The organism is Rhodococcus sp. PSBB066 (genome assembly GCF_017068255.1).
GTDB lineage: Bacteria > Actinomycetota > Actinomycetes > Mycobacteriales > Mycobacteriaceae > Rhodococcus > Rhodococcus aetherivorans.
In genome coordinates this window covers 2,800,429-2,817,624 of the sequence record NZ_CP070859.1, presented here as the reverse complement: position 1 = coordinate 2,817,624, position 17,196 = coordinate 2,800,429, and the positions used below count along the sequence as shown (strand labels likewise).

The following is a 17,196-nucleotide window of genomic DNA, read 5'->3' as shown; positions in this document are numbered from 1 at the left end:
CGCGTCACCGCCGCGCGCCGATGCCGACGCCGCTTCGGCCGCCGCCACCACCGCGTCCCCGGAACACCGCGGTGGTGGTGTTGGCCGGCCGGGACGCGACGGTGGCCCGCTCGGGCCGCTCCCCCGCCGGTTCGGCCGGAGCCACGGCGGCCTCGGCCGGACTCCCGTCGAGACGTGCGCGGACCAGGTCGGCGTCGCCGGTGTACTTGAGCAACGTCGCGAGCAGGATGTCGCGGATCTGCCGGAGCGAGGTGTGGTCGCCGCCGCCTCGCCGCAGGACGGTCGCGGCGCGCGCGGCGTCGATCACCTCCGAGATGGACGGGCTCTTGCGCAACGGCAGGTCCCGGAGGGTGCGGGCCAGGTCCACCACCTCGGCGGCGGTCACCGTGTCGACCTCGGGGGCCCGGGCGGTGACGATCTCGCGCTCGCGCTCGGGGGTGGGATAACCGACGTGGTAGTGCAGGCAGCGGCGCTTGAGGGCGGGCGAGAGTTCGCGGGTGTCGTTGGAGGTCAGGATCACCCACGGCGAGGACCGGGCCGTGAAGGTGCCCACCTCGGGAATGGTGACCTGCCCCTCGGCGAGGACCTCGAGCAACAGCGCCTCCATGGACTCCTCGGTGCGGTCCACCTCGTCGACGAGGAGCACCACCGGTTCCGGGGAGAGGATCGCCTCGAGCAGGGGGCGCACGGCGAGGAACTTCTCGGAGTACAGGCCGAAGTCCTGCGCGGCGAGGAACCGGGACGCCTCGGCGACGTCGGGGTAGGCGGCGAGCTGCTCGCCGATGCGGTCGCGCAGCATCTGCACGTGCAGCAGCTGCTTGGCGTAGTCCCACTCGTACAGCGCCCGGCTGTCGTCGAGGCCCTCGTAACACTGCAGCCGCACCAGCCTGCGCCCGCCGGCGGCGGCGAGCGCCTTGGCCAGCTCGGTCTTGCCGACGCCGGCCGGCCCCTCGAGCAGCAGGGGCCGCTGGAGCGCGGTGGCGAGGTGGACGACGACCGCGAACTCGTCGTCGGCGATGTAGTCGTGGCGGCGCAGCGCGTCGGCGAGTTCCGGTCCGCTGGCGAAGCTGGTCATCGGTGCTCCTGTGTCGTCGGCACTCGAGGGAGGTGGGTATGCCCGGGGCGGGTCGCCCCGCCCCGGGCACGGGATCGGTCGAGCAGGTGGGTCAGTAGGACCGGTTGATGCAGTGGTCGACGACCGGGATCATCGACTCGACCGTCACCTCGCGCGGGTTGCCCGGGGTGCACCAGTCGCCCTGGATGTGCTCGGAGATGGCCCGCACGGTCTTCTCGTCGCCCTTGATGACGTCGCCGCGGCCGGCGTACTTGCCGGTGTTCATGCGGTTCTTCTCGTACGAGTCGACGCGCACCTGACCGAAGTTGTCGGGGATCCCGACGTCCTTGGCGAGCCGGATGGCGGCCTCGACCGCCGCGTCCGCGGCCTGGACGGTGGTCATGTTGCGGGTGTCGACGCCCATCGCGGTGGCGATGCGGGCGTAGTGCTCGTAGCGCGAGGGCAGGTTGTACTCCCACACACGCGGCAGGGCGATGGCGTTGTTGAGGCCGTGGTGGCTGTCGAAGAAGGCGGACACGGCGTGCGAGATGGAGTGCACGATGCCCAGGCCGCCCGAGTTGAAGGCCTGTGCGGCGATGTACTGGGCGTTCATCATGCCCTCGCGCGCCTTGAGGTTGCGCGGCTCGAAGGTGGCCTCGCGCAGGTGCTTGGCGACGAGTTCGATCGAGTACAGGGCGTTGCCGAGCGACGGCGCGAAGTCCAGCCGCGAGACGAACGGCTCGGAGCCGTGGGCGAGGACGTCGAAGCCGCAGTAGGCGGTGAAGTGCTGCGGGCAGGTGTAGTACAGCAGCGGGTCGTCGATCGCGAGGGTGACGATCGTGGCCTCGTCGAAGCCGACCCACTTGTGCGGGTGGTCCATGTCCGAGGTGTCGGTGATGACGTAGGCCCAGGAGGTCTCCGAGCCGGTGCCGGCCGTGGTGGAGACGGCGATGTGCGGCGGGTTCTCCTTGTTGGTGGACTTGGCGAAGCCCTCGAACTCGTTGATGTTGCGGCCGTCGTGGGCGATGACCACGCGGGCGCCCTTCGCGGCGTCGTGGCTCGAGCCGCCGCCGACGGAGATGATGGAGTCGCACTTCTCCTGCTGGTAGAGGGCGGCGGCCTCCATGACGTTGTAGTCCTTGGGGTTGGACTCGACCTTGTCGAACAGGACGACCTCGACACCCTGGTACTCGATCTTGCCGATGAGCTCCTCGATGATGCCCGAGCCGCGCAGGCCGGTCGTCATCAGCAGGGTGCGCTTGAAGCCCAGGTTCTTCGCCTCGACACCGATGATGTCGTGGGCACCGACACCCATCAGCGCCCGGGGGAAGGGGTGGAACTCCTTGATGGGAAAGTCCCAGATCTGGTTGAGTTCGATAGCCATCGCGTTTCTCCTGGTGTGTCGGCCGGAAGTGGTGGTTCGAAGGGGGCGGCCGGTGTGACCGGCGTCTCTTCCCTTCCCCACTGTCGGGCTCGATCACGCCCACGGAAAGGGCTTCGAGCCCGAACCGTCCGGTCGCGGGACCGAAGCCGTCCGGTCGAGCGCGCGGGCCTACCCGTTCGGGCAGGTGCCGTTCCCGCTGATCGGGAGCCGGCCGGACCCCGGCGCACCCCGTCCCGGTAGCGTCGTCTTGCTGATATCCTGAAACTAGAACGCGTTCTAGATTGCTTCACCCGCACCACGGAAGGACCGACCTGGCCATGACGACAGTCGAGGTGCCGCACGGCTCGCGATCCGCGATCCTGACCGTCTCCGCAGTCATCGAGGAGACGCCGGACTCGCGCTCGATCGTCTTCGACGTGCCGGCCGAGCTCCAGGACAAGTTCGCGTACAAGCCCGGACAGTTCCTGACCCTGCGGATCCCGAGCGAGCAGACCGGCTCCGTGGCCCGCTGTTACTCGCTGGCCAGCTCCCCGTACACCGACGACGCCCCCAAGGTCACGGTCAAGCGGACCGTCGACGGTTACGGGTCCAACTGGCTGTGCGACCGGATCTCCGCGGGCGACCGCCTCGAGGTTCTGCCGCCGTCGGGAGTGTTCACCCCGAAGTCCCTCGACCACGACTTCCTGCTGCTCGGCGCCGGCAGCGGCATCACTCCGGTCGTCTCGATCCTCAAGTCGGCGCTGACCCAGGGCTCGGGCAAGGTGGTTCTGGTCTACGCCAACCGCGACGAGGCGTCGATCATCTTCGCGGACGAGCTGCGGGCGCTGGCGGAGAAGTACCCCACCCGGCTCACCGTCGTGCACTGGCTCGAGTCCGTGCAGGGCCTGCCGTCCGCCGACCAGCTCGCCACCCTGGTGACCCCGTACACGAGCCACGAGGCGTTCATGTGCGGACCCGGTCCGTTCATGGACGCCGTGCACCGGGCGCTGCAGGCCGCAGGCATGCCGCGCTCCCAGGTGCACGCGGAGGTGTTCAACTCCCTCGCGGGAGACCCGTTCGCCGACCACACCCCCGTCGAGGTGAGCGACGAGGAGGCGGCCGACGCCGCGACCGTGGAGGTCGAGCTCGACGGCGAGACCCACACGATCCCGTGGCCGCGCTCCCAGACCCTCGTCGACATCATGCTCGCCAAGGGCATCGACGTGCCCTACTCCTGCCAGGAGGGCGAGTGCGGCTCGTGCGCCTGCACCGTCCTCGAGGGCAAGGTCGAGATGGACAACTGCGAGATCCTCGACCCCGAGGACATCGAGGCCGGCTACGTGCTCGGGTGCCAGGCCCACCCGGTGACGGACACGGTCAAGATCGTCTTCTGAGACGGCGCAGGGGCCCTCCGTCCGGCTCGTCCGGACGGAGGGCCCCTGCGTGTACGCGCCGGCAATCCCCGCCTCAGCGGACGAGAACCGGTGCCTCCGCGAGTTGTGCGACCGGCTGCCGCGGGCCGCGCAGCGCCACGCCCGCCCCGGCCCCGAGGGCGAGCACGATCACGGCACAGCCGTAGCCCAGCGTCGTCGCGGTCAGCCCGAACGCGCCCGTCGCCAGGCCCGCGAGCACCGCGGGCACGGAGAACGCGAGGTAGCAGACGACGAACGTGGTGGCGAACAGGCGCCCGCGCTCGTGCGGCGCCGCCAGGGCGCCGATGACGTTCATCGCGCCCAGGAACGCCGCCCCCCAGCCGAAGCCCGCGACGGCGGTACCGGCGAAGTACGCGACGGCCCAGCCACCGAGCACGGCGGTCACGACGACGCCGACGCCGGTGGCGAGGATCGCGGTCCCCGCGACGACGACGCGCCGCGGGTCGGAGCCGCGCAGCACCGTCGCGGCAACCGAACCGGAGGCGAAGAGCGTGAAGATCGCCAGCCCCGCGACGAGGCGGTTGCCGATACCGAAGACCGTGCCCACGATCGACGGGCCGAGGGACATGTAGAGGCCGCCGAGCGACCACGCCGACAGCAGACCGGGCAGGATCACCAGGTACGGGCCCCGCACGTCCGCCGGCACCGACGCGCTCGGCAGCAGGCTGCGCAGCGCGGCCCGGCGGGACGCGAAGCCCGGCGCGGGTGCCCGGTCGGGGACGAAGACGAGCACGACGGCCAGCGCCAGCGCGATCACGACGACGAGGGCATAGACGAGGACGGTGGGAAGGGGCGCGAACTGCACGAGCAGGCCCGCCCCCGCGGCGCCGAGGGCGAGCCCGAGCGACGGCGCCACGCTGTTGACGAAGGACCCGAGGCGCGGGTTCGGTTGCAGATCGATCACGGCGGCGCTGACGGCGCCGGTCGCCGCACCGACCGCGAGACCCTGCAGCACGCGGGCCAGCACGAGCCAGCCCACGTCGTCGGCGAGGACGAACACGCCCATGCTCACCACGAGCAGCAGCAGCGCCCCGATCAGGACCGGCCGGCGGCCGACGTGATCGGAGATCGAGCCGATCGTCAGCAGCGTGGCGAGCAGGGCGAGCGCGTAGACGGCGAAGACGGCGGTCAGCATTCCCGCGGAGAAACCCCACTGCTGCTGGTACAGCGGATAGAGCGGGGAGGGGGCGGACGAGGACGCGGTGAGCAGAAAGCTGGCCGTGCCCACCGCCGCGAAACCGTAACGGCGTGGCAGGGTGCGGCCCGGCGTCGGCTCCGGCATCGGACCTCCTGAGAACTCGTGCGGGAAGGCCGACAGTTCGTTGGCCAAGGCAACGATCTACTGGAACACCCGCGCCGCGGAGATCATTCCCGCCTCTGTCACCGATCCGTAAAAAACCCCTCCCAACTGCACCGGAGCGTTACCGCAGTGCAATCGCCCACACCATTGACCGACCGGTCGATCAGGTCTATACCGAAGTCAGGACACAATCCGCACTAGGAGGCTCGACATGTTCTCCGACAGCCGGCTACAGGACTACGTGGCCGTGATCCTGGGCGTCTTCACCGCCCTCTCCCCGCTGTGGGTCGCCAACGACAACACGACGATGTGGACCCTGATCGTCCTCGGCGTGCTGATCGCGCTGACCGGACTGGCGCAGATCGTCCGGCCCACCATGGCCGCGATCGACTACGCGATGGGCGTCTTCGGCGTGCTGCTGTTCCTCTCCCCCTGGGTCATGGGCTTCACCGAGTACAGCGGTGCATCCTGGACGGCCTGGGTGGTGGGCGTGCTCACCGTGGTCGTCGCGGTGGCGGCACTGCCCGCGATGAACGCCCGGATGCACGGACACGGCGGACTGGCCACGCACCACTGATCACGGTGCGGAAGGCCGCGACAGCGGCCTTCCGCACGAGGAGGGCGGGAGCCGAGGCCCTCGTCCTCCGTCCACACCGTCCTCCGTCCCGCAACCCGGCGCCTTCGCACCCTTGCCGGTGCACCCGGAAGTGAGCGCCATGAGCACCCCGGGCTCGACACCGCCGCGCCGTCGCGCGCGGCGGGACAACGCCGCGCGTGTCCACATCCTCGACGCCGCCGAGACCCTCTTCGCCGCCCACGGCTTCGACGCCACCTCGACGACCGCGATCGCCGTCGCCGCGGACGTGCCCAAGGGACTGATCTTCTACTACTTCCCCACCAAGGAGTCGATCCTCGAGACGCTCGTCGCCGAGCGGCTACCGGCCGAACCGATCCAGGACGTCACCGGCCTCGTCTCCCCCGGCGACCCGGCGGCCAGCCTCGTCAACCTCGACGCCGCCCTCGACCTGCGCACCCACCACTCCTCGCTGCTCCGGGTGATCTGGCGTGAGGCGGAGACGCATCCGGGCCTGCGCACCCCGCTGCGCCGGCTGCGGACGTCCCTGCAGGAGGCCACCATGCGGGTGCTGCAGGCCAGCGTGCCCGGCCCGATACAGCCGGGCACCCTGCGCACCTGCGCGACGACGTGGGTGTCGGCGATGTTCTCCGCCGCCACGGTCGACCGGCTGTTCGGCCTCGACGGGCCTTCCCCCGACGAACTCGGCGGCATCGCGCGGCTCGTCGCCGCGGGCATGACCGGGATGGGCTGAGCAGGGCGGCGGATCAGCGCGTCTCGGCGCGGGGAGCCTCGTCGCCGGGCAGACCGGCGGTCGGGTCGCCGATGCCGTCGACGAGCTGCCGGCCCGCCGGGAAGCTGAGGGCGCCGGGGGGCAGCTCGCCCGGCCTCCCGCTGAGGAACACCTCGACCCGCCCGCTGCCCGCCCACGGCCGGCCGAGGGCGTCGATGCGGCGCAGGGTCTGGGCCGCCACCGCCTCGGCGCTGTCGAACAGGCGCACACCGGGCGGCAGGTGCGCGGCGATGATGTCGGCCACCAGCGGGTAGTGGGTACAGCCGAGGACGACGCCACCCACGTCGGGCGGGGTCCGCTGCGCCGCGGCCGCGATCGCCGCGGCCGCGGCGGTCGTGTCGCCGCGGTCGATGGCATCGGCGAGCCCGTGGCAGGCCACCCCCACCACGTCGCGGTCCCCGGCGAACCGGGCGACCAGATCGGCCTGGTAGCGGCTGGCGGTGGTCGCGGCGGTGGCCCAGATCGCCACCGATTCGCACGCCGCGGCGGCCGGCTTGATCGCCGGCACCGTTCCGATCACCGGGATCTCGTCACCGAGCGTCTCGCGCACGTGCTCGAGCGCGGTCACGGACGCCGTGTTACACGGCAGCACGACCACCTCGGCGCCCCGGGTCACGGCCCGCTCCGCGGTGCTCACGACCCGCTCGATCACCCAGTCCCCGGGCTTCGGTCCCCACGGGGCGCCGTCCGGGTCCATCGAGAGCATCAGATCCAGTTCGGGACGCAATCGGCGCAGCCATGCAGACGTCGGCAGGAGGCCGAGACCCGAGTCGATGAGCGCAACGATCACCACACGAATCTAGCGCTCGCCGTCCCGGCGGCTAGGACGTGGGCGCGAGGATCTCCGTGATCGGCGCGCCCTCGGCGATCTTGCCTCGCATTTTCATCACCGGCCCGGCCAGTCCCGCGCCGACCACACCGGTGAGACGACCGTCGCGCTCGTAGTAGGCGAGGAACTTGCGGCCGTCGTCACGCACCACGTGCACGGTGTCGTCGGCGCGGACCGCACCGAGGGCCTGGATCTTCACGCCGTACTGGTCGCTCCAGAAGTACGGCACCCGCGCAGCGTCGGCGACGGTGGACCCGAGCAGCGCACCGGCGAGCACCTTCGCCTGCTCCCCCGCGTTCGTCCAGTGCTCGAGACGCGCGCACCGACCGTCCGAGACCTCCCAGGCCGCGACGTCCCCGACCGCCCACACGTGCGGGGCCGAGGTGCGGCCCACGCCGTCGCACACCACACCGTTGTCCACCCGCACCCCCGAACCGTCGAGCCAGTCGGTGACCGGCACCGAGCCGATCCCCACCACCACCAGGTCCACGTCGAGGTCGGTGCCGTCGCTCAGGACCGCGCCGGTGACCCGCCCGTCGCCGCGCAGGGCGCGCACCCCCACGCCGGCCCGCACGTCGACACCTTCGTCGGTGTGCAACCGGGCCACCAGCGCGCCGACCCGCTCGCCGAGCACCGACGCCAGCGGCGTCGGCTGCGGCTCGACCAGCACCACGTCCATGCCCCGCGCCCGCAGGCTCGCCGCGACCTCGCAGCCGATGAACCCGGCGCCGACGATCAGCGCCCGCCCGCCCGGGACGACCGCCGCGCGCAGGGCCCGGCTGTCGTCCACGGAGCGCAGCACGTGCACCCCGGCGAGCCCGGCCGTGCCGGGCAACCGCCTCGGCCGCAACCCGGTCGCGACGATCAACTCGTCGAACCCGACGCTCTGCCCGTCGGACAGCGCGACGGTGCGGGCCGCCGCGTCCAGCGCCTGCACCCGCACACCCAGGCGCAGCTCGATGCGCTGGTCGTCGAAGAACTCCCGCGGCCGCAGGGTGGTGTCGTCGGTCCCGCCACGGACGACGTCCTTCGACAGCGGGGGCCGGTCGTAGGGCAGATGCGGCTCGTCGCCGATCAGGACGAGCTCGCCGTCGAATCCACCGTGGCGCAGTTCCTCTGCGGCACGCACCCCCGCCAGCCCCGCCCCGACCACGACGATCCGCTGTGTTCCCGTCTCACCCACCCGCTCCACCCTCTCCGCCAGCAGTGACCCACGCCACCGTAATCCGTGCAACTGTTTTACCAAATACAGGGACCTCCGGACAGGGCGCCGTTCATGCGAGCCGCGTGCCCCGCACCCGGGGCGGCCTGGAGTTACTACAGTCGGAGGGGACAGACCTTCATCCGGCAGGCCGACGAGGAGCCCCCATGACCAGCGACAGCGGCGCAGGCGTCAGCCGCGTGCAGTTCGGCAACGGAATCGCGCCGGGACCGGTCGACACCCAGGGGCGCACCATCATCGCCGACGCGGTCGTGGCGAAGATCGCCGGAATCGCGACCCGCGAGATCAGCGGCGTCTACGACGTCGGCGCGGGCACCGCACGCGTGGTCGGGGCCCTGCGGGACCGCATTCCCGGCGCGCGGATCAACCACGGGCAGGGCGTCGCGGTGGAAGTCGGGGAGAAACAGGCCGCGATCGACATCGGCATCGTCGCCGAATACGGCGTGGCCCTGCACGAACTCGCCGTCGCGATCCGCCACAACGTGATCGCGGCCGTCGAACGGATGACCGGCCTCGAGGTCACCGAGGTCAATATCACCGTCTTCGACGTCGTGCTGTTCGACGAGACAACCGGTGTCGCCGACGACCTGAAACCCCGCGTCCAATGACCACCCCCGCCGAGCCCGCAGAACTCGCCGCGGCCGCCGCCCGGACCGTGCCCGGCGTCGCCGACCTCCACGGCGGAGCGTTCGGCGAGGTCGCGACCTATCTGCCGGGCCGGCGCGTCACCGGGATCCGCCTCGGCTCCGACACGTGCGCGGTGCACATCGTCGTCGAGTACCCGGCCGACCTGTACGCCGTGGCGGCCGCCGTCCGCGCCCGGCTCGAGCCGCTGCTGGGCGTCCCCGTGGATGTGACCATCGAAGACATACGGATCCCGTCACCCGACGGCGAGCACCCGACCAGTGAGGTGACCCAGTGAACCACACCCCTGTCAGCAACACCGCCGTCGGACTCCTCGCGGGACTGCTGCTGGCCCTCGCGGGCATCCTCGGGGGCTTCAGCGGCCTGCTGTTCGGCATCCTGCTCGGCGCCCTCGGCATGGCGATCGGCGCCCACCGGGACGGGCTTCTCGACCTGGGCGCTCTGCTGCGGAGCCGGGGCCGTGGCTGACCCCACGCCCACCGGCCCGAGGACCCTGCCGGCCCAGGCCGGCGCCGACGCGGTCGCCACCGAGACGGTCGACCCCGTCGGGCACCGCGGCCAACTGGTCATCAAGGACCGCGCCGTCGAACGGATCGCCGCGGCCGCCGCCCTCCAGGTGCCCGGTGTGGTTCGTCAACGCGGTGGCCTGAGCCTGTTCACCGGGCGGGACCTGCCCCGCGCCGACGTCACCACCGGCGGCGGCGCCGTCGCGATCAACCTGTACATCGCCGCGGAATGGCCCTACGACGCCGCCGCCCTGACCCGGCGTGTGCACGACGCGGTGGACCGGCAGCTCCACGAGCTGACCGGCCTGCCGGTGCACGAACTCAACGTGCTCGTCGCGGCCACGTCCGTCGCCGGGCCGGCCGAGCGCAGCGAGCCGGCGGTGCCGGTCGAGTACACCGAGGCCGACATCGTCGCCCGGACGGAGTACCGGGCCCCCGTACCGGTCGTTTCGCCGCTGCCGCCCCTGGCCCACCCGGCCGCGGCCCCGGCGGCCGCGCTCATCGCCGTGGGCGCTCTGGCGCTCGCGTTCGCCGCCGCCCGGGAACTGCTCATCGTCCGCGGCACCTACGCGGGCGCGCCGTGGCTGCGGAACTCCTTCGAGTGGTTCGGCCGGCTGCACTGGCAGAGCTGGATCGCACCCGTCGCTGCGGTCCTCGTGCTGCTGGGGGTCGTGCTCGTAGTGGTGGCGGTCAAGCCGCGGCGCCGCACCCACGTGCCCCTGCAGGTGTCCGGTCCGGTCCCGACGGTGTGGATGCGCCGGACCGACCTGGCCCGGATGTGCAGCGCGCACGCGTCCACACTGCCCAGTGTGTACGCGGCCCGCACCGTCGTCGATCGCCGTCGCGCGCTCGTCAGCGTCGTGGGCTCGGGTGAGGAGTCGACCGCCGATCTGGTCGCCGCGGTCCGGGGTGCGGTGGCGCCGAATCTGGCTCTGCTCGCGGAGCCGATCGCTCTCGTGGTGCAGGTGCACCGGCCGAGGACGGCGCGATGAAGCTGCGCACCGTCCTGGTCAACCGGATGCTCACGTTCGCCGTGGGCGCCGCGCTCCTCGGCGCCGGGGCCTTCGCACTGGCCTGGGTGTGGCAGGTGCGCTTCGCCCGGGAATGGCTGGCCCGCCTGGACCGGCCGCGCATCATCGACATCCCGGACCAGTCCTGGTGGGAGGGCGCGTTGTGGACCGCCGTCGCGGTGGGGGTGACGATCGGGATCGTGCTCCTGGCGGTCAACTTCTCCCGGCGCCGGACGTCGCGGGTGCAGCTCTACGACGAGGTCACCGAGGCCACCCTGGCCGTGGAGCTCGGACCGGTGGCCGACGGCGTCGCCGGTGAGCTCGCGGCCCTGCCCGGTGTGCGGGCCACGCGCAGCCGGGCCGTGGTGGAACGCCATCTGCCGACCCTGTCGGTCACGGTGTACGCGGACCCGAACATCGACGTCGCCGACTTCACCGCCCGCGCCGAGGAGACCGCCGAGCGGGCCGCCCGGGCGCTGGGCGGGGCCCGCGTGGCGACGCAGGTACTGCTGCACCTGGATCCGGCCCACCCCGAATCCGGCGGACAGGGGTAGGCCGCCGAGCGAACGTGGCATTTCGTCGGCGTACGGAGATGAACGATACATTCGCTCGTTCCCCGGCGACGGAAACGCCGAACGGCGCCCACCCCGAAGGGTGGACGCCGTTCGACGTCAGCGAGAACTAGCTCACTTGATGATCTTCGTGACGCGACCGGCGCCGACGGTGCGGCCACCCTCGCGGATCGCGAAGCGCAGGCCCTCGTCCATGGCGACCGGCTGGATCAGCTTGACGGACATCTCGGTGTTGTCGCCCGGCATGACCATCTCGGTGCCCTCGGGGAGGGTCACAACGCCCGTCACGTCCGTGGTACGGAAGTAGAACTGCGGACGGTAGTTGTTGAAGAACGGGGTGTGGCGGCCACCCTCCTCCTTGTTGAGGATGTAGGCCTGGCCCTCGAACTCCGTGTGCGGGGTGGTGGTGCCCGGCTTCACGACGACCTGGCCACGCTCGACGTCCTCGCGCTTGATGCCGCGGACCAGCAGACCGACGTTGTCGCCGGCCTGGCCCTGGTCGAGCAGCTTGCGGAACATCTCGATGCCCGTGACCGTGGTCTTGGTCGAGGTCGGCTTGATACCGACGATCTCGACTTCCTCGTTCACGTTGATGACACCGCGCTCGATGCGGCCGGTGACGACCGTGCCACGACCGGTGATGGTGAAGACGTCCTCGACGGGCATGAGGAACGGCTTCTCGGTCTCACGGACCGGGTCCGGGATCGACTCGTCGACGGCGCTCATGAGCTCGAGGATGCTCTCGGTCCACTTCGGGTCACCCTCGAGTGCCTTCAGGGCCGAAACCTTGACGACAGGAGCCTCCTCGTCGAAGTCCTGCGCAGCGAGGAGCTCACGGACCTCCATCTCGACGAGCTCGAGGATTTCCTCGTCGTCGACCATGTCGGACTTGTTGAGCGCGACGAGGATGTAGGGCACGCCGACCTGACGGGCGAGCAGCACGTGCTCACGCGTCTGCGGCATCGGGCCGTCGGTGGCGGCCACGACCAGGATCGCACCGTCCATCTGAGCCGCACCGGTGATCATGTTCTTGATGTAGTCGGCGTGACCCGGAGCGTCGACGTGCGCGTAGTGGCGCTTCTCGGTCTGGTACTCGACGTGGGAGATGTTGATCGTGATACCACGAGCCTTCTCCTCCGGAGCCTTGTCGATCTGGTCGAACGCGAAGCTCTGGTTCAGCTCGGGGTACTTGTCGGCCAGCACCTTGGTGATCGCCGCCGTCAGAGTGGTCTTGCCGTGGTCGACGTGACCGATGGTGCCGATGTTCACGTGCGGCTTGGTCCGCTCGAACTTCGCCTTCGCCACTTGAGGGTCCTCCTGGACTGTTGTTGCTTGCAGTATGCAGCAGTGCGGTTGTTACTTACTTGGTCGTGCAGCCGACCGGGTCGGAACCGAGGTTACTCGCCGGTCGCCTTGGCGATGATTTCCTTCGAGACGTTCGCGGGAACCTCAGCGTAGGAATCGAACACCATGGAGAAGTTCGCGCGACCCTGGGTCTTCGACCGCAGGTCACCGATGTAACCGAACATCTCCGAGAGCGGAACCAGCGCCTTCACGACACGGGCACCACTGCGTTCCTCCATGGCCTGAATCTGGCCACGGCGGGAGTTGAGGTCGCCGATCACTTCACCCATGTAGTCCTCGGGGGTGGTGACCTCGACAGCCATGAGCGGCTCGAGGATGACCGGCGCAGCCTTGCGCGCGGCCTCCTTCAGGGCCTGCGAACCGGCGATCTTGAACGCCATTTCCGACGAGTCGACGTCGTGGTACGCGCCGTCGAGCAGGGTGACCTTGACGTTCACCAGCGGGTACCCGGCGAGCACGCCGTACTGCATCGCGTCCTGCGCACCGGCGTCGACCGAGGGGATGTACTCGCGGGGCACGCGGCCGCCGGTGACCTTGTTCTCGAACTCGTAGGTCGCGCCGTCCTCGCCCACGAAGGGCTCGAGGGCGATGATGACCTTCGCGAACTGGCCGGAACCACCGGTCTGCTTCTTGTGCGTGAACTCGAGCTTCTCGACCTTCTTGGTGATGGTCTCGCGGTACGCCACCTGCGGCTTGCCGACGTTGGCCTCGACCTTGAACTCACGACGCATGCGGTCGACGAGGATGTCGAGGTGGAGCTCGCCCATGCCGCCGATGACGGTCTGGCCGGTCTCCTCGTCCAGCTCGACGGAGAAGGTGGGATCCTCCTCGGCCAGCTTCTGGATCGCGGTGCCCAGCTTCTCCTGGTCGGACTTGGTCTTCGGCTCGATGGAGACCTGGATGACCGGATCCGGGAAGGTCATGGACTCGAGCACGATCGGGGCGTCCTGCGCGCACAGGGTGTCACCGGTCGTGGTGTCCTTCAGGCCGATCATCGCGTAGATGTGGCCGGCCACCGCCTCGTCGACCGGGTTCTCCTTGTTGGCGTGCATCTGGAACAGCTTGCCGATGCGCTCCTTCTTGCCCTTGGTGGCGTTGAGCACCTGGGCACCCGGCTCGATGCGGCCGGAGTAGACGCGCACGAAGGTCAGCTTGCCGAAGAACGGGTGCGCGGCGATCTTGAACGCCAGCGCGGAGAAGGGCTCTTCCTTGCTCGGCTTGCGGGTGAGGGTCTCTTCCTCGTCGCCGAGCTTGTGGCCCTCGACCTCGCCGATGTCGAGCGGGTTCGGCAGGTAGTCGATGACCGCGTCGAGCATGGGCTGGATGCCCTTGTTCTTGAACGCGGAACCGCACAGCACCGGGTACAGCTCGGAGGAGACGGTCAGCTTCCGGATGGCGCCCTTGATCTCGGCGACGGTGAGTTCCTCGCCACCGAAGTACTTCTCCATGAGCTCTTCGTCGCTCTCGGCGACCGTCTCGAGCAGCTTCTCGCGGTACTCGGCGACCTTGTCGGCCAGCTCCGCGGGGATCTCCTCGATGGTCGGCTCGGCGCCGATCTCGACGGTGCCACGCCAGGTGATGGCCTTCATCTCGACCAGGTCGACGACGCCGTCGAACGCGTCCTCCGCGCCGATCGGGAGCTGCAGGACCAGCGGCTTGGCGCCGAGGCGGTCGATGATGGTCTGGACCGTGAAGTAGAAGTCCGCGCCCATCTTGTCCATCTTGTTGACGAAGCAGATGCGCGGAACGTCGTACTTGGCGGCCTGCCGCCAGACCTGCTCGGACTGCGGCTCGACGCCCTCCTTGCCGTCGAACACGGCGACCGCGCCGTCGAGGACGCGCAGCGACCGCTCGACCTCGACCGTGAAGTCGACGTGGCCGGGGGTGTCGATGATGTTGATCTGGTTCTTGTTCCAGAAGCAGGTCACGGCGGCGGAGGTGATGGTGATACCCCGCTCCTTCTCCTGCTCCATCCAGTCGGTGGTCGAGGCACCGTCGTGGGTCTCACCGATCTTGTAGTTCACACCGGTGTAGAAGAGGATGCGCTCGGTCGTCGTGGTCTTGCCGGCATCGATGTGCGCCATGATGCCGATGTTGCGGACCTTGTTCAGGTCGGTCAGCACTTCCTGTGCCACAGGTAACCCCGCTCGTAGCTCGTGTCGGTCCTAGGGTGCGGACCAGTGTTCTCGGATGTTCAGCCGGCCTTCAGGGACCGACACAGTTGTGCGAACGGCCGGCCGGGAGGATTTCGGGAATACCGGTTCCTCCCGACCGGCATCGACTCACCAGCGGTAGTGCGCGAACGCCTTGTTGGCCTCGGCCATCTTGTGGGTGTCCTCGCGACGCTTCACGGACGCACCCAGACCGTTGCTGGCGTCGAGGAGCTCGTTCGCGAGGCGCTCGACCATGGTCTTCTCACGACGCTGACGCGAGAAGGTGACCAGCCACCGCAGGGCGAGGGTGGTCGAACGACCGGGACGAACCTCGACCGGCACCTGGTAGGTGGCGCCACCGACACGGCGGCTGCGCACCTCGAGGGCAGGCTTGACGTTGTCCAGAGCGCGCTTGAGGGTGACGACCGGATCGGTGCCGGTCTTCTCGCGCGCGCGCTCGAGTGCCTCGTAGACGATGCGCTCGGCGGTGGACTTCTTGCCGTCCAGCAGGATCTTGTTGACCAGCTGGGTGACGAGCGGCGACCCGTAGACCGGGTCGGCGATCAGGGGACGCTTCGGAGCGGGACCCTTACGTGGCATCAGCCCTTCTCCTTCTTCGCGCCGTAGCGGCTGCGCGCCTGCTTGCGGTTCTTGACACCCTGGGTGTCGAGCGAACCGCGGATGATCTTGTAGCGGACACCGGGGAGGTCCTTCACACGACCACCGCGCACGAGCACCATCGAGTGCTCCTGCAGGTTGTGACCCTCACCCGGGATGTAGGCGGTGACCTCGACGGAGCTGGTCAGACGCACGCGGGCGACCTTCCGGAGCGCCGAGTTCGGCTTCTTCGGGGTGGTGGTGTACACGCGAGTGCACACACCGCGGCGCTGCGGGCTGCCCTTGAGGGCCGCGGTCTTGACCTTGGCGGCCTTGTCGCGGCGGCCCTTACGGACCAGCTGATTGATGGTTGGCATCTACCGGCTTTCTCGTTGTCTGAAGACTGCTCGCACGAGCAACCTTGGCTGTTCTGAAATTAGGGATCCATCGGTTGGGGCAAGAGAGCCGCTGCCCCGCACCCACCCCTCGTGTGCACACGAGGTCGGGCGTGTCGCGTACCCCCACACAGGCAGCCGGGGGCTCGCTCCTGCGGTGATTCCACAGACCGCGCGCACGGCACTACCTCGCATAGGCACACAGATCGGCCCGGGCATGCCGGACACGACCCACAACGATACCCGGCGGCGCGGCGCAAGGTCAAAGCGAGCTGCGGGGGTCCGCTCGTGGCTCAACTGCTGAGGTCGAGGGTCAGTCGGGCCAGCGTGACGGCCGCCGCACACGGATCGGGAGGCGCCGAACCGGGCGCGTACTGCACCCACCAGCCGAAGATCCCCGTCGTGGACGCTCCGGCGGAGATCCCGCAGGACGCCGGGTCGTCGGGCGGGCGCATCAGCACGGCCCGCCGGCCCTCCACGGTCGTGTTCTCCACCGCGTATCCCAGCCGTTGCGCCGTCCCCCGCTCGGTGTCGAGGGACCCGGTCTCGAACCAGTTGAAGGTGACCTTCGCCGTCGCGCCCGCACCTGCGGTGTCCCACCGGCAGATCGCCCCGAAGAACCCGCGCTCGATCGCCTCGACGCCGACCGCCTCCGCGATCTGCTCGTCGGTGACGGCATCGCACTCGGTGAGCAGGCGCGTGAACTCGGCGGAGGCGCCGCCCGCTCCTGCCCCCTCCGGCACGGCCTGCCCCTCGATCGTGCTGCCGCACCCGGCGAGCACCGCGGCCAGGGCCAGCAGCGACGGCAGCGTCGCCACCCGCGTCGTCCGCGTCGTCCGCTTCACCGCTGTGCCCTTTCCGCGCTGAGCTCGGCCAGGTCGCGGGCCACCACGCACGCGTCCGCGGCCGGCGTGAAGAGCCCGTACGTGACGGACCAGTGCACGAAGTCGCCCCCGAACTGCACGCCGATCTCGCACAGCACGGTCTGCCCGAAGTCGTTCTGCGCCGAGCCCTGGAAGCCCGGGTTGCCGTCGATCTCCACGTCGATCGCGGGCCGGCCGATCAGGTCGGAACCGGCGCGTTCGCGGCCGATCGGGCTGCCGCGGTACCAGGAGAACGTCACGCTCGGGCCGCCCGCCCCGACGAGTTCCCACTCGCATCCCACCGAGTTGCGGGTGACCTGCACGAACGACCCCAGCCCGAAGGCCCGGGCCACCTCGTCGTCGGTGACCGACCCGCACGCGCCGAAGAACGGGCCCGGCTCGGTCACCTGCAGGGTGGGCGACGCGCCGGCCGGGCCCTCGGCCGGGTCCGAGCCGCACCCGGCGACGACGGCACCGACGAGTCCGAGGACCGCGACCGTGGCCAGCTTGGGAGGCATGCCA

19 protein-coding genes are annotated in these 17,196 nt (G+C 70.0%); 8 read left to right on the top strand and 11 right to left on the bottom strand.

Translation table 11 applies throughout. The features are described 5' to 3' along the window. Positions 1–4: 4 nt before the first annotated feature. Together JYA75_RS13095 and mdo are read right to left on the bottom strand one after the other, a co-directional pair. Positions 5–1,075, bottom strand: coding sequence for a MoxR family ATPase (locus JYA75_RS13095; protein WP_203330087.1), 1,071 nt, complete (start codon positions 1,073–1,075; stop codon positions 5–7). Positions 1,076–1,166: 91 nt separating this feature from the next. After that, the gene (gene mdo, locus JYA75_RS13090; RefSeq protein WP_003937677.1) at positions 1,167–2,438 is read right to left on the bottom strand and encodes an NDMA-dependent methanol dehydrogenase; all 1,272 of its coding nucleotides are present in this window, start codon (positions 2,436–2,438) and stop codon (positions 1,167–1,169) included. A 317-nt stretch (positions 2,439–2,755) separates the two neighbouring features. Between mdo and JYA75_RS13085 the strand changes: the two genes are divergently transcribed. Beyond that, positions 2,756–3,811, top strand: a complete 1,056-nt coding sequence (locus tag JYA75_RS13085; protein WP_203330086.1) for a ferredoxin--NADP reductase — start codon at positions 2,756–2,758, stop codon at positions 3,809–3,811. A 73-nt stretch (positions 3,812–3,884) separates the two neighbouring features. On the opposite strand, the gene JYA75_RS13080 is transcribed toward JYA75_RS13085, so the two are convergent. After that, positions 3,885–5,132: an MFS transporter gene (locus tag JYA75_RS13080; protein ID WP_203330085.1), complete on the bottom strand. Its 1,248-nt coding sequence runs from the start codon at positions 5,130–5,132 to the stop codon at positions 3,885–3,887. A 229-nt stretch (positions 5,133–5,361) separates the two neighbouring features. On the opposite strand from JYA75_RS13080, the gene JYA75_RS13075 reads away from it, so the two are divergent. Next, complete coding sequence (locus JYA75_RS13075; protein ID WP_065922314.1) at positions 5,362–5,727, top strand: SPW repeat protein; 366 nt, start codon at positions 5,362–5,364, stop codon at positions 5,725–5,727. A 139-nt stretch (positions 5,728–5,866) separates the two neighbouring features. Next, the gene (locus JYA75_RS13070; RefSeq protein ID WP_065922313.1) at positions 5,867–6,478 is read left to right on the top strand and encodes a TetR/AcrR family transcriptional regulator; all 612 of its coding nucleotides are present in this window, start codon (positions 5,867–5,869) and stop codon (positions 6,476–6,478) included. 13 nt (positions 6,479–6,491) lie between these two features. Here the strand turns inward: JYA75_RS13070 and JYA75_RS13065 are convergent, their stop codons facing one another. Then, the gene (locus JYA75_RS13065) at positions 6,492–7,307 is read right to left on the bottom strand and encodes an aspartate/glutamate racemase family protein (protein WP_168579883.1); all 816 of its coding nucleotides are present in this window, start codon (positions 7,305–7,307) and stop codon (positions 6,492–6,494) included. Between the two features lie 31 nt (positions 7,308–7,338). After that, the gene (locus JYA75_RS13060; protein ID WP_029545017.1) at positions 7,339–8,529 is read right to left on the bottom strand and encodes an FAD-dependent oxidoreductase; all 1,191 of its coding nucleotides are present in this window, start codon (positions 8,527–8,529) and stop codon (positions 7,339–7,341) included. A 185-nt stretch (positions 8,530–8,714) separates the two neighbouring features. On the opposite strand from JYA75_RS13060, the gene JYA75_RS13055 reads away from it, so the two are divergent. The 5 genes from JYA75_RS13055 to JYA75_RS13035 are packed head-to-tail and all read left to right on the top strand — an operon-like array spanning position 8,715 to position 11,283. After that, positions 8,715–9,176, top strand: a complete 462-nt coding sequence (locus JYA75_RS13055; RefSeq protein WP_006936221.1) for an Asp23/Gls24 family envelope stress response protein — start codon at positions 8,715–8,717, stop codon at positions 9,174–9,176. Further along, on the top strand, positions 9,173–9,490 hold the full coding sequence (locus JYA75_RS13050) for a hypothetical protein (protein WP_029545019.1): 318 nt from the start codon (positions 9,173–9,175) through the stop codon (positions 9,488–9,490). Before JYA75_RS13055 ends, JYA75_RS13050 begins: the two co-directional genes overlap by 4 nt. After that, a complete protein-coding gene (locus tag JYA75_RS13045; RefSeq protein WP_003937668.1) occupies positions 9,487–9,681 on the top strand; it encodes a hypothetical protein in 195 nt (64 codons plus the stop codon). The genes JYA75_RS13050 and JYA75_RS13045 overlap by 4 nt, the downstream gene beginning before the upstream one ends. Continuing rightward, entirely contained in the window at positions 9,674–10,711 is a 1,038-nt protein-coding gene (locus JYA75_RS13040) for a DUF6286 domain-containing Asp23/Gls24 family envelope stress response protein (RefSeq protein ID WP_050035581.1), read from the top strand. The genes JYA75_RS13045 and JYA75_RS13040 overlap by 8 nt, the downstream gene beginning before the upstream one ends. Next, positions 10,708–11,283 (top strand): hypothetical protein, encoded by a 576-nt coding sequence (locus JYA75_RS13035; protein ID WP_050035582.1) that lies wholly within the window; start codon positions 10,708–10,710, stop codon positions 11,281–11,283. Before JYA75_RS13040 ends, JYA75_RS13035 begins: the two co-directional genes overlap by 4 nt. 132 nt (positions 11,284–11,415) lie before the next feature. Here the strand turns inward: JYA75_RS13035 and tuf are convergent, their stop codons facing one another. From tuf to JYA75_RS13005, 6 genes are all read right to left on the bottom strand, one after another. After that, complete coding sequence (gene tuf / locus JYA75_RS13030; RefSeq protein ID WP_006936215.1) at positions 11,416–12,606, bottom strand: elongation factor Tu; 1,191 nt, start codon at positions 12,604–12,606, stop codon at positions 11,416–11,418. A 92-nt stretch (positions 12,607–12,698) separates the two neighbouring features. Beyond that, positions 12,699–14,801, bottom strand: coding sequence for an elongation factor G (fusA, locus tag JYA75_RS13025; protein WP_006936214.1), 2,103 nt, complete (start codon positions 14,799–14,801; stop codon positions 12,699–12,701). 147 nt (positions 14,802–14,948) lie between these two features. After that, complete coding sequence (gene rpsG / locus JYA75_RS13020) at positions 14,949–15,419, bottom strand: 30S ribosomal protein S7 (RefSeq protein ID WP_003937663.1); 471 nt, start codon at positions 15,417–15,419, stop codon at positions 14,949–14,951. After that, positions 15,419–15,793 (bottom strand): 30S ribosomal protein S12, encoded by a 375-nt coding sequence (gene rpsL, locus JYA75_RS13015; RefSeq protein WP_003937662.1) that lies wholly within the window; start codon positions 15,791–15,793, stop codon positions 15,419–15,421. The genes rpsG and rpsL overlap by 1 nt, the downstream gene beginning before the upstream one ends. A gap of 311 nt (positions 15,794–16,104) precedes the next feature. Next, positions 16,105–16,629: a DUF3558 domain-containing protein gene (locus tag JYA75_RS13010; RefSeq protein WP_044475941.1), complete on the bottom strand. Its 525-nt coding sequence runs from the start codon at positions 16,627–16,629 to the stop codon at positions 16,105–16,107. A 23-nt stretch (positions 16,630–16,652) separates the two neighbouring features. Next, on the bottom strand, positions 16,653–17,192 hold the full coding sequence (locus tag JYA75_RS13005; RefSeq protein ID WP_006936212.1) for a DUF3558 domain-containing protein: 540 nt from the start codon (positions 17,190–17,192) through the stop codon (positions 16,653–16,655). Between the last annotated feature and the right edge of the window lie 4 nt (positions 17,193–17,196).

Bases quoted from the DNA above. Each gene is read 5' to 3' on its own strand.
- JYA75_RS13095 (WP_203330087.1), bottom strand. From the start codon at position 1,075: ATGACCAGCTTCGCCAGCGGACCGGAACTCGCCGACGCGCTGCGCCGC.
- mdo (WP_003937677.1), bottom strand. From the start codon at position 2,438: ATGGCTATCGAACTCAACCAGATCTGGGACTTTCCCATCAAGGAGTTC.
- JYA75_RS13085 (WP_203330086.1), top strand. From the start codon at position 2,756: ATGACGACAGTCGAGGTGCCGCACGGCTCGCGATCCGCGATCCTGACC.
- JYA75_RS13080 (WP_203330085.1), bottom strand. From the start codon at position 5,132: ATGCCGGAGCCGACGCCGGGCCGCACCCTGCCACGCCGTTACGGTTTC.
- JYA75_RS13075 (WP_065922314.1), top strand. From the start codon at position 5,362: ATGTTCTCCGACAGCCGGCTACAGGACTACGTGGCCGTGATCCTGGGC.
- JYA75_RS13070 (WP_065922313.1), top strand. From the start codon at position 5,867: ATGAGCACCCCGGGCTCGACACCGCCGCGCCGTCGCGCGCGGCGGGAC.
- JYA75_RS13055 (WP_006936221.1), top strand. From the start codon at position 8,715: ATGACCAGCGACAGCGGCGCAGGCGTCAGCCGCGTGCAGTTCGGCAAC.
- JYA75_RS13050 (WP_029545019.1), top strand. From the start codon at position 9,173: ATGACCACCCCCGCCGAGCCCGCAGAACTCGCCGCGGCCGCCGCCCGG.
- JYA75_RS13035 (WP_050035582.1), top strand. From the start codon at position 10,708: ATGAAGCTGCGCACCGTCCTGGTCAACCGGATGCTCACGTTCGCCGTG.
- rpsG (WP_003937663.1), bottom strand. From the start codon at position 15,419: ATGCCACGTAAGGGTCCCGCTCCGAAGCGTCCCCTGATCGCCGACCCG.
- rpsL (WP_003937662.1), bottom strand. From the start codon at position 15,793: ATGCCAACCATCAATCAGCTGGTCCGTAAGGGCCGCCGCGACAAGGCC.
- JYA75_RS13005 (WP_006936212.1), bottom strand. From the start codon at position 17,192: ATGCCTCCCAAGCTGGCCACGGTCGCGGTCCTCGGACTCGTCGGTGCC.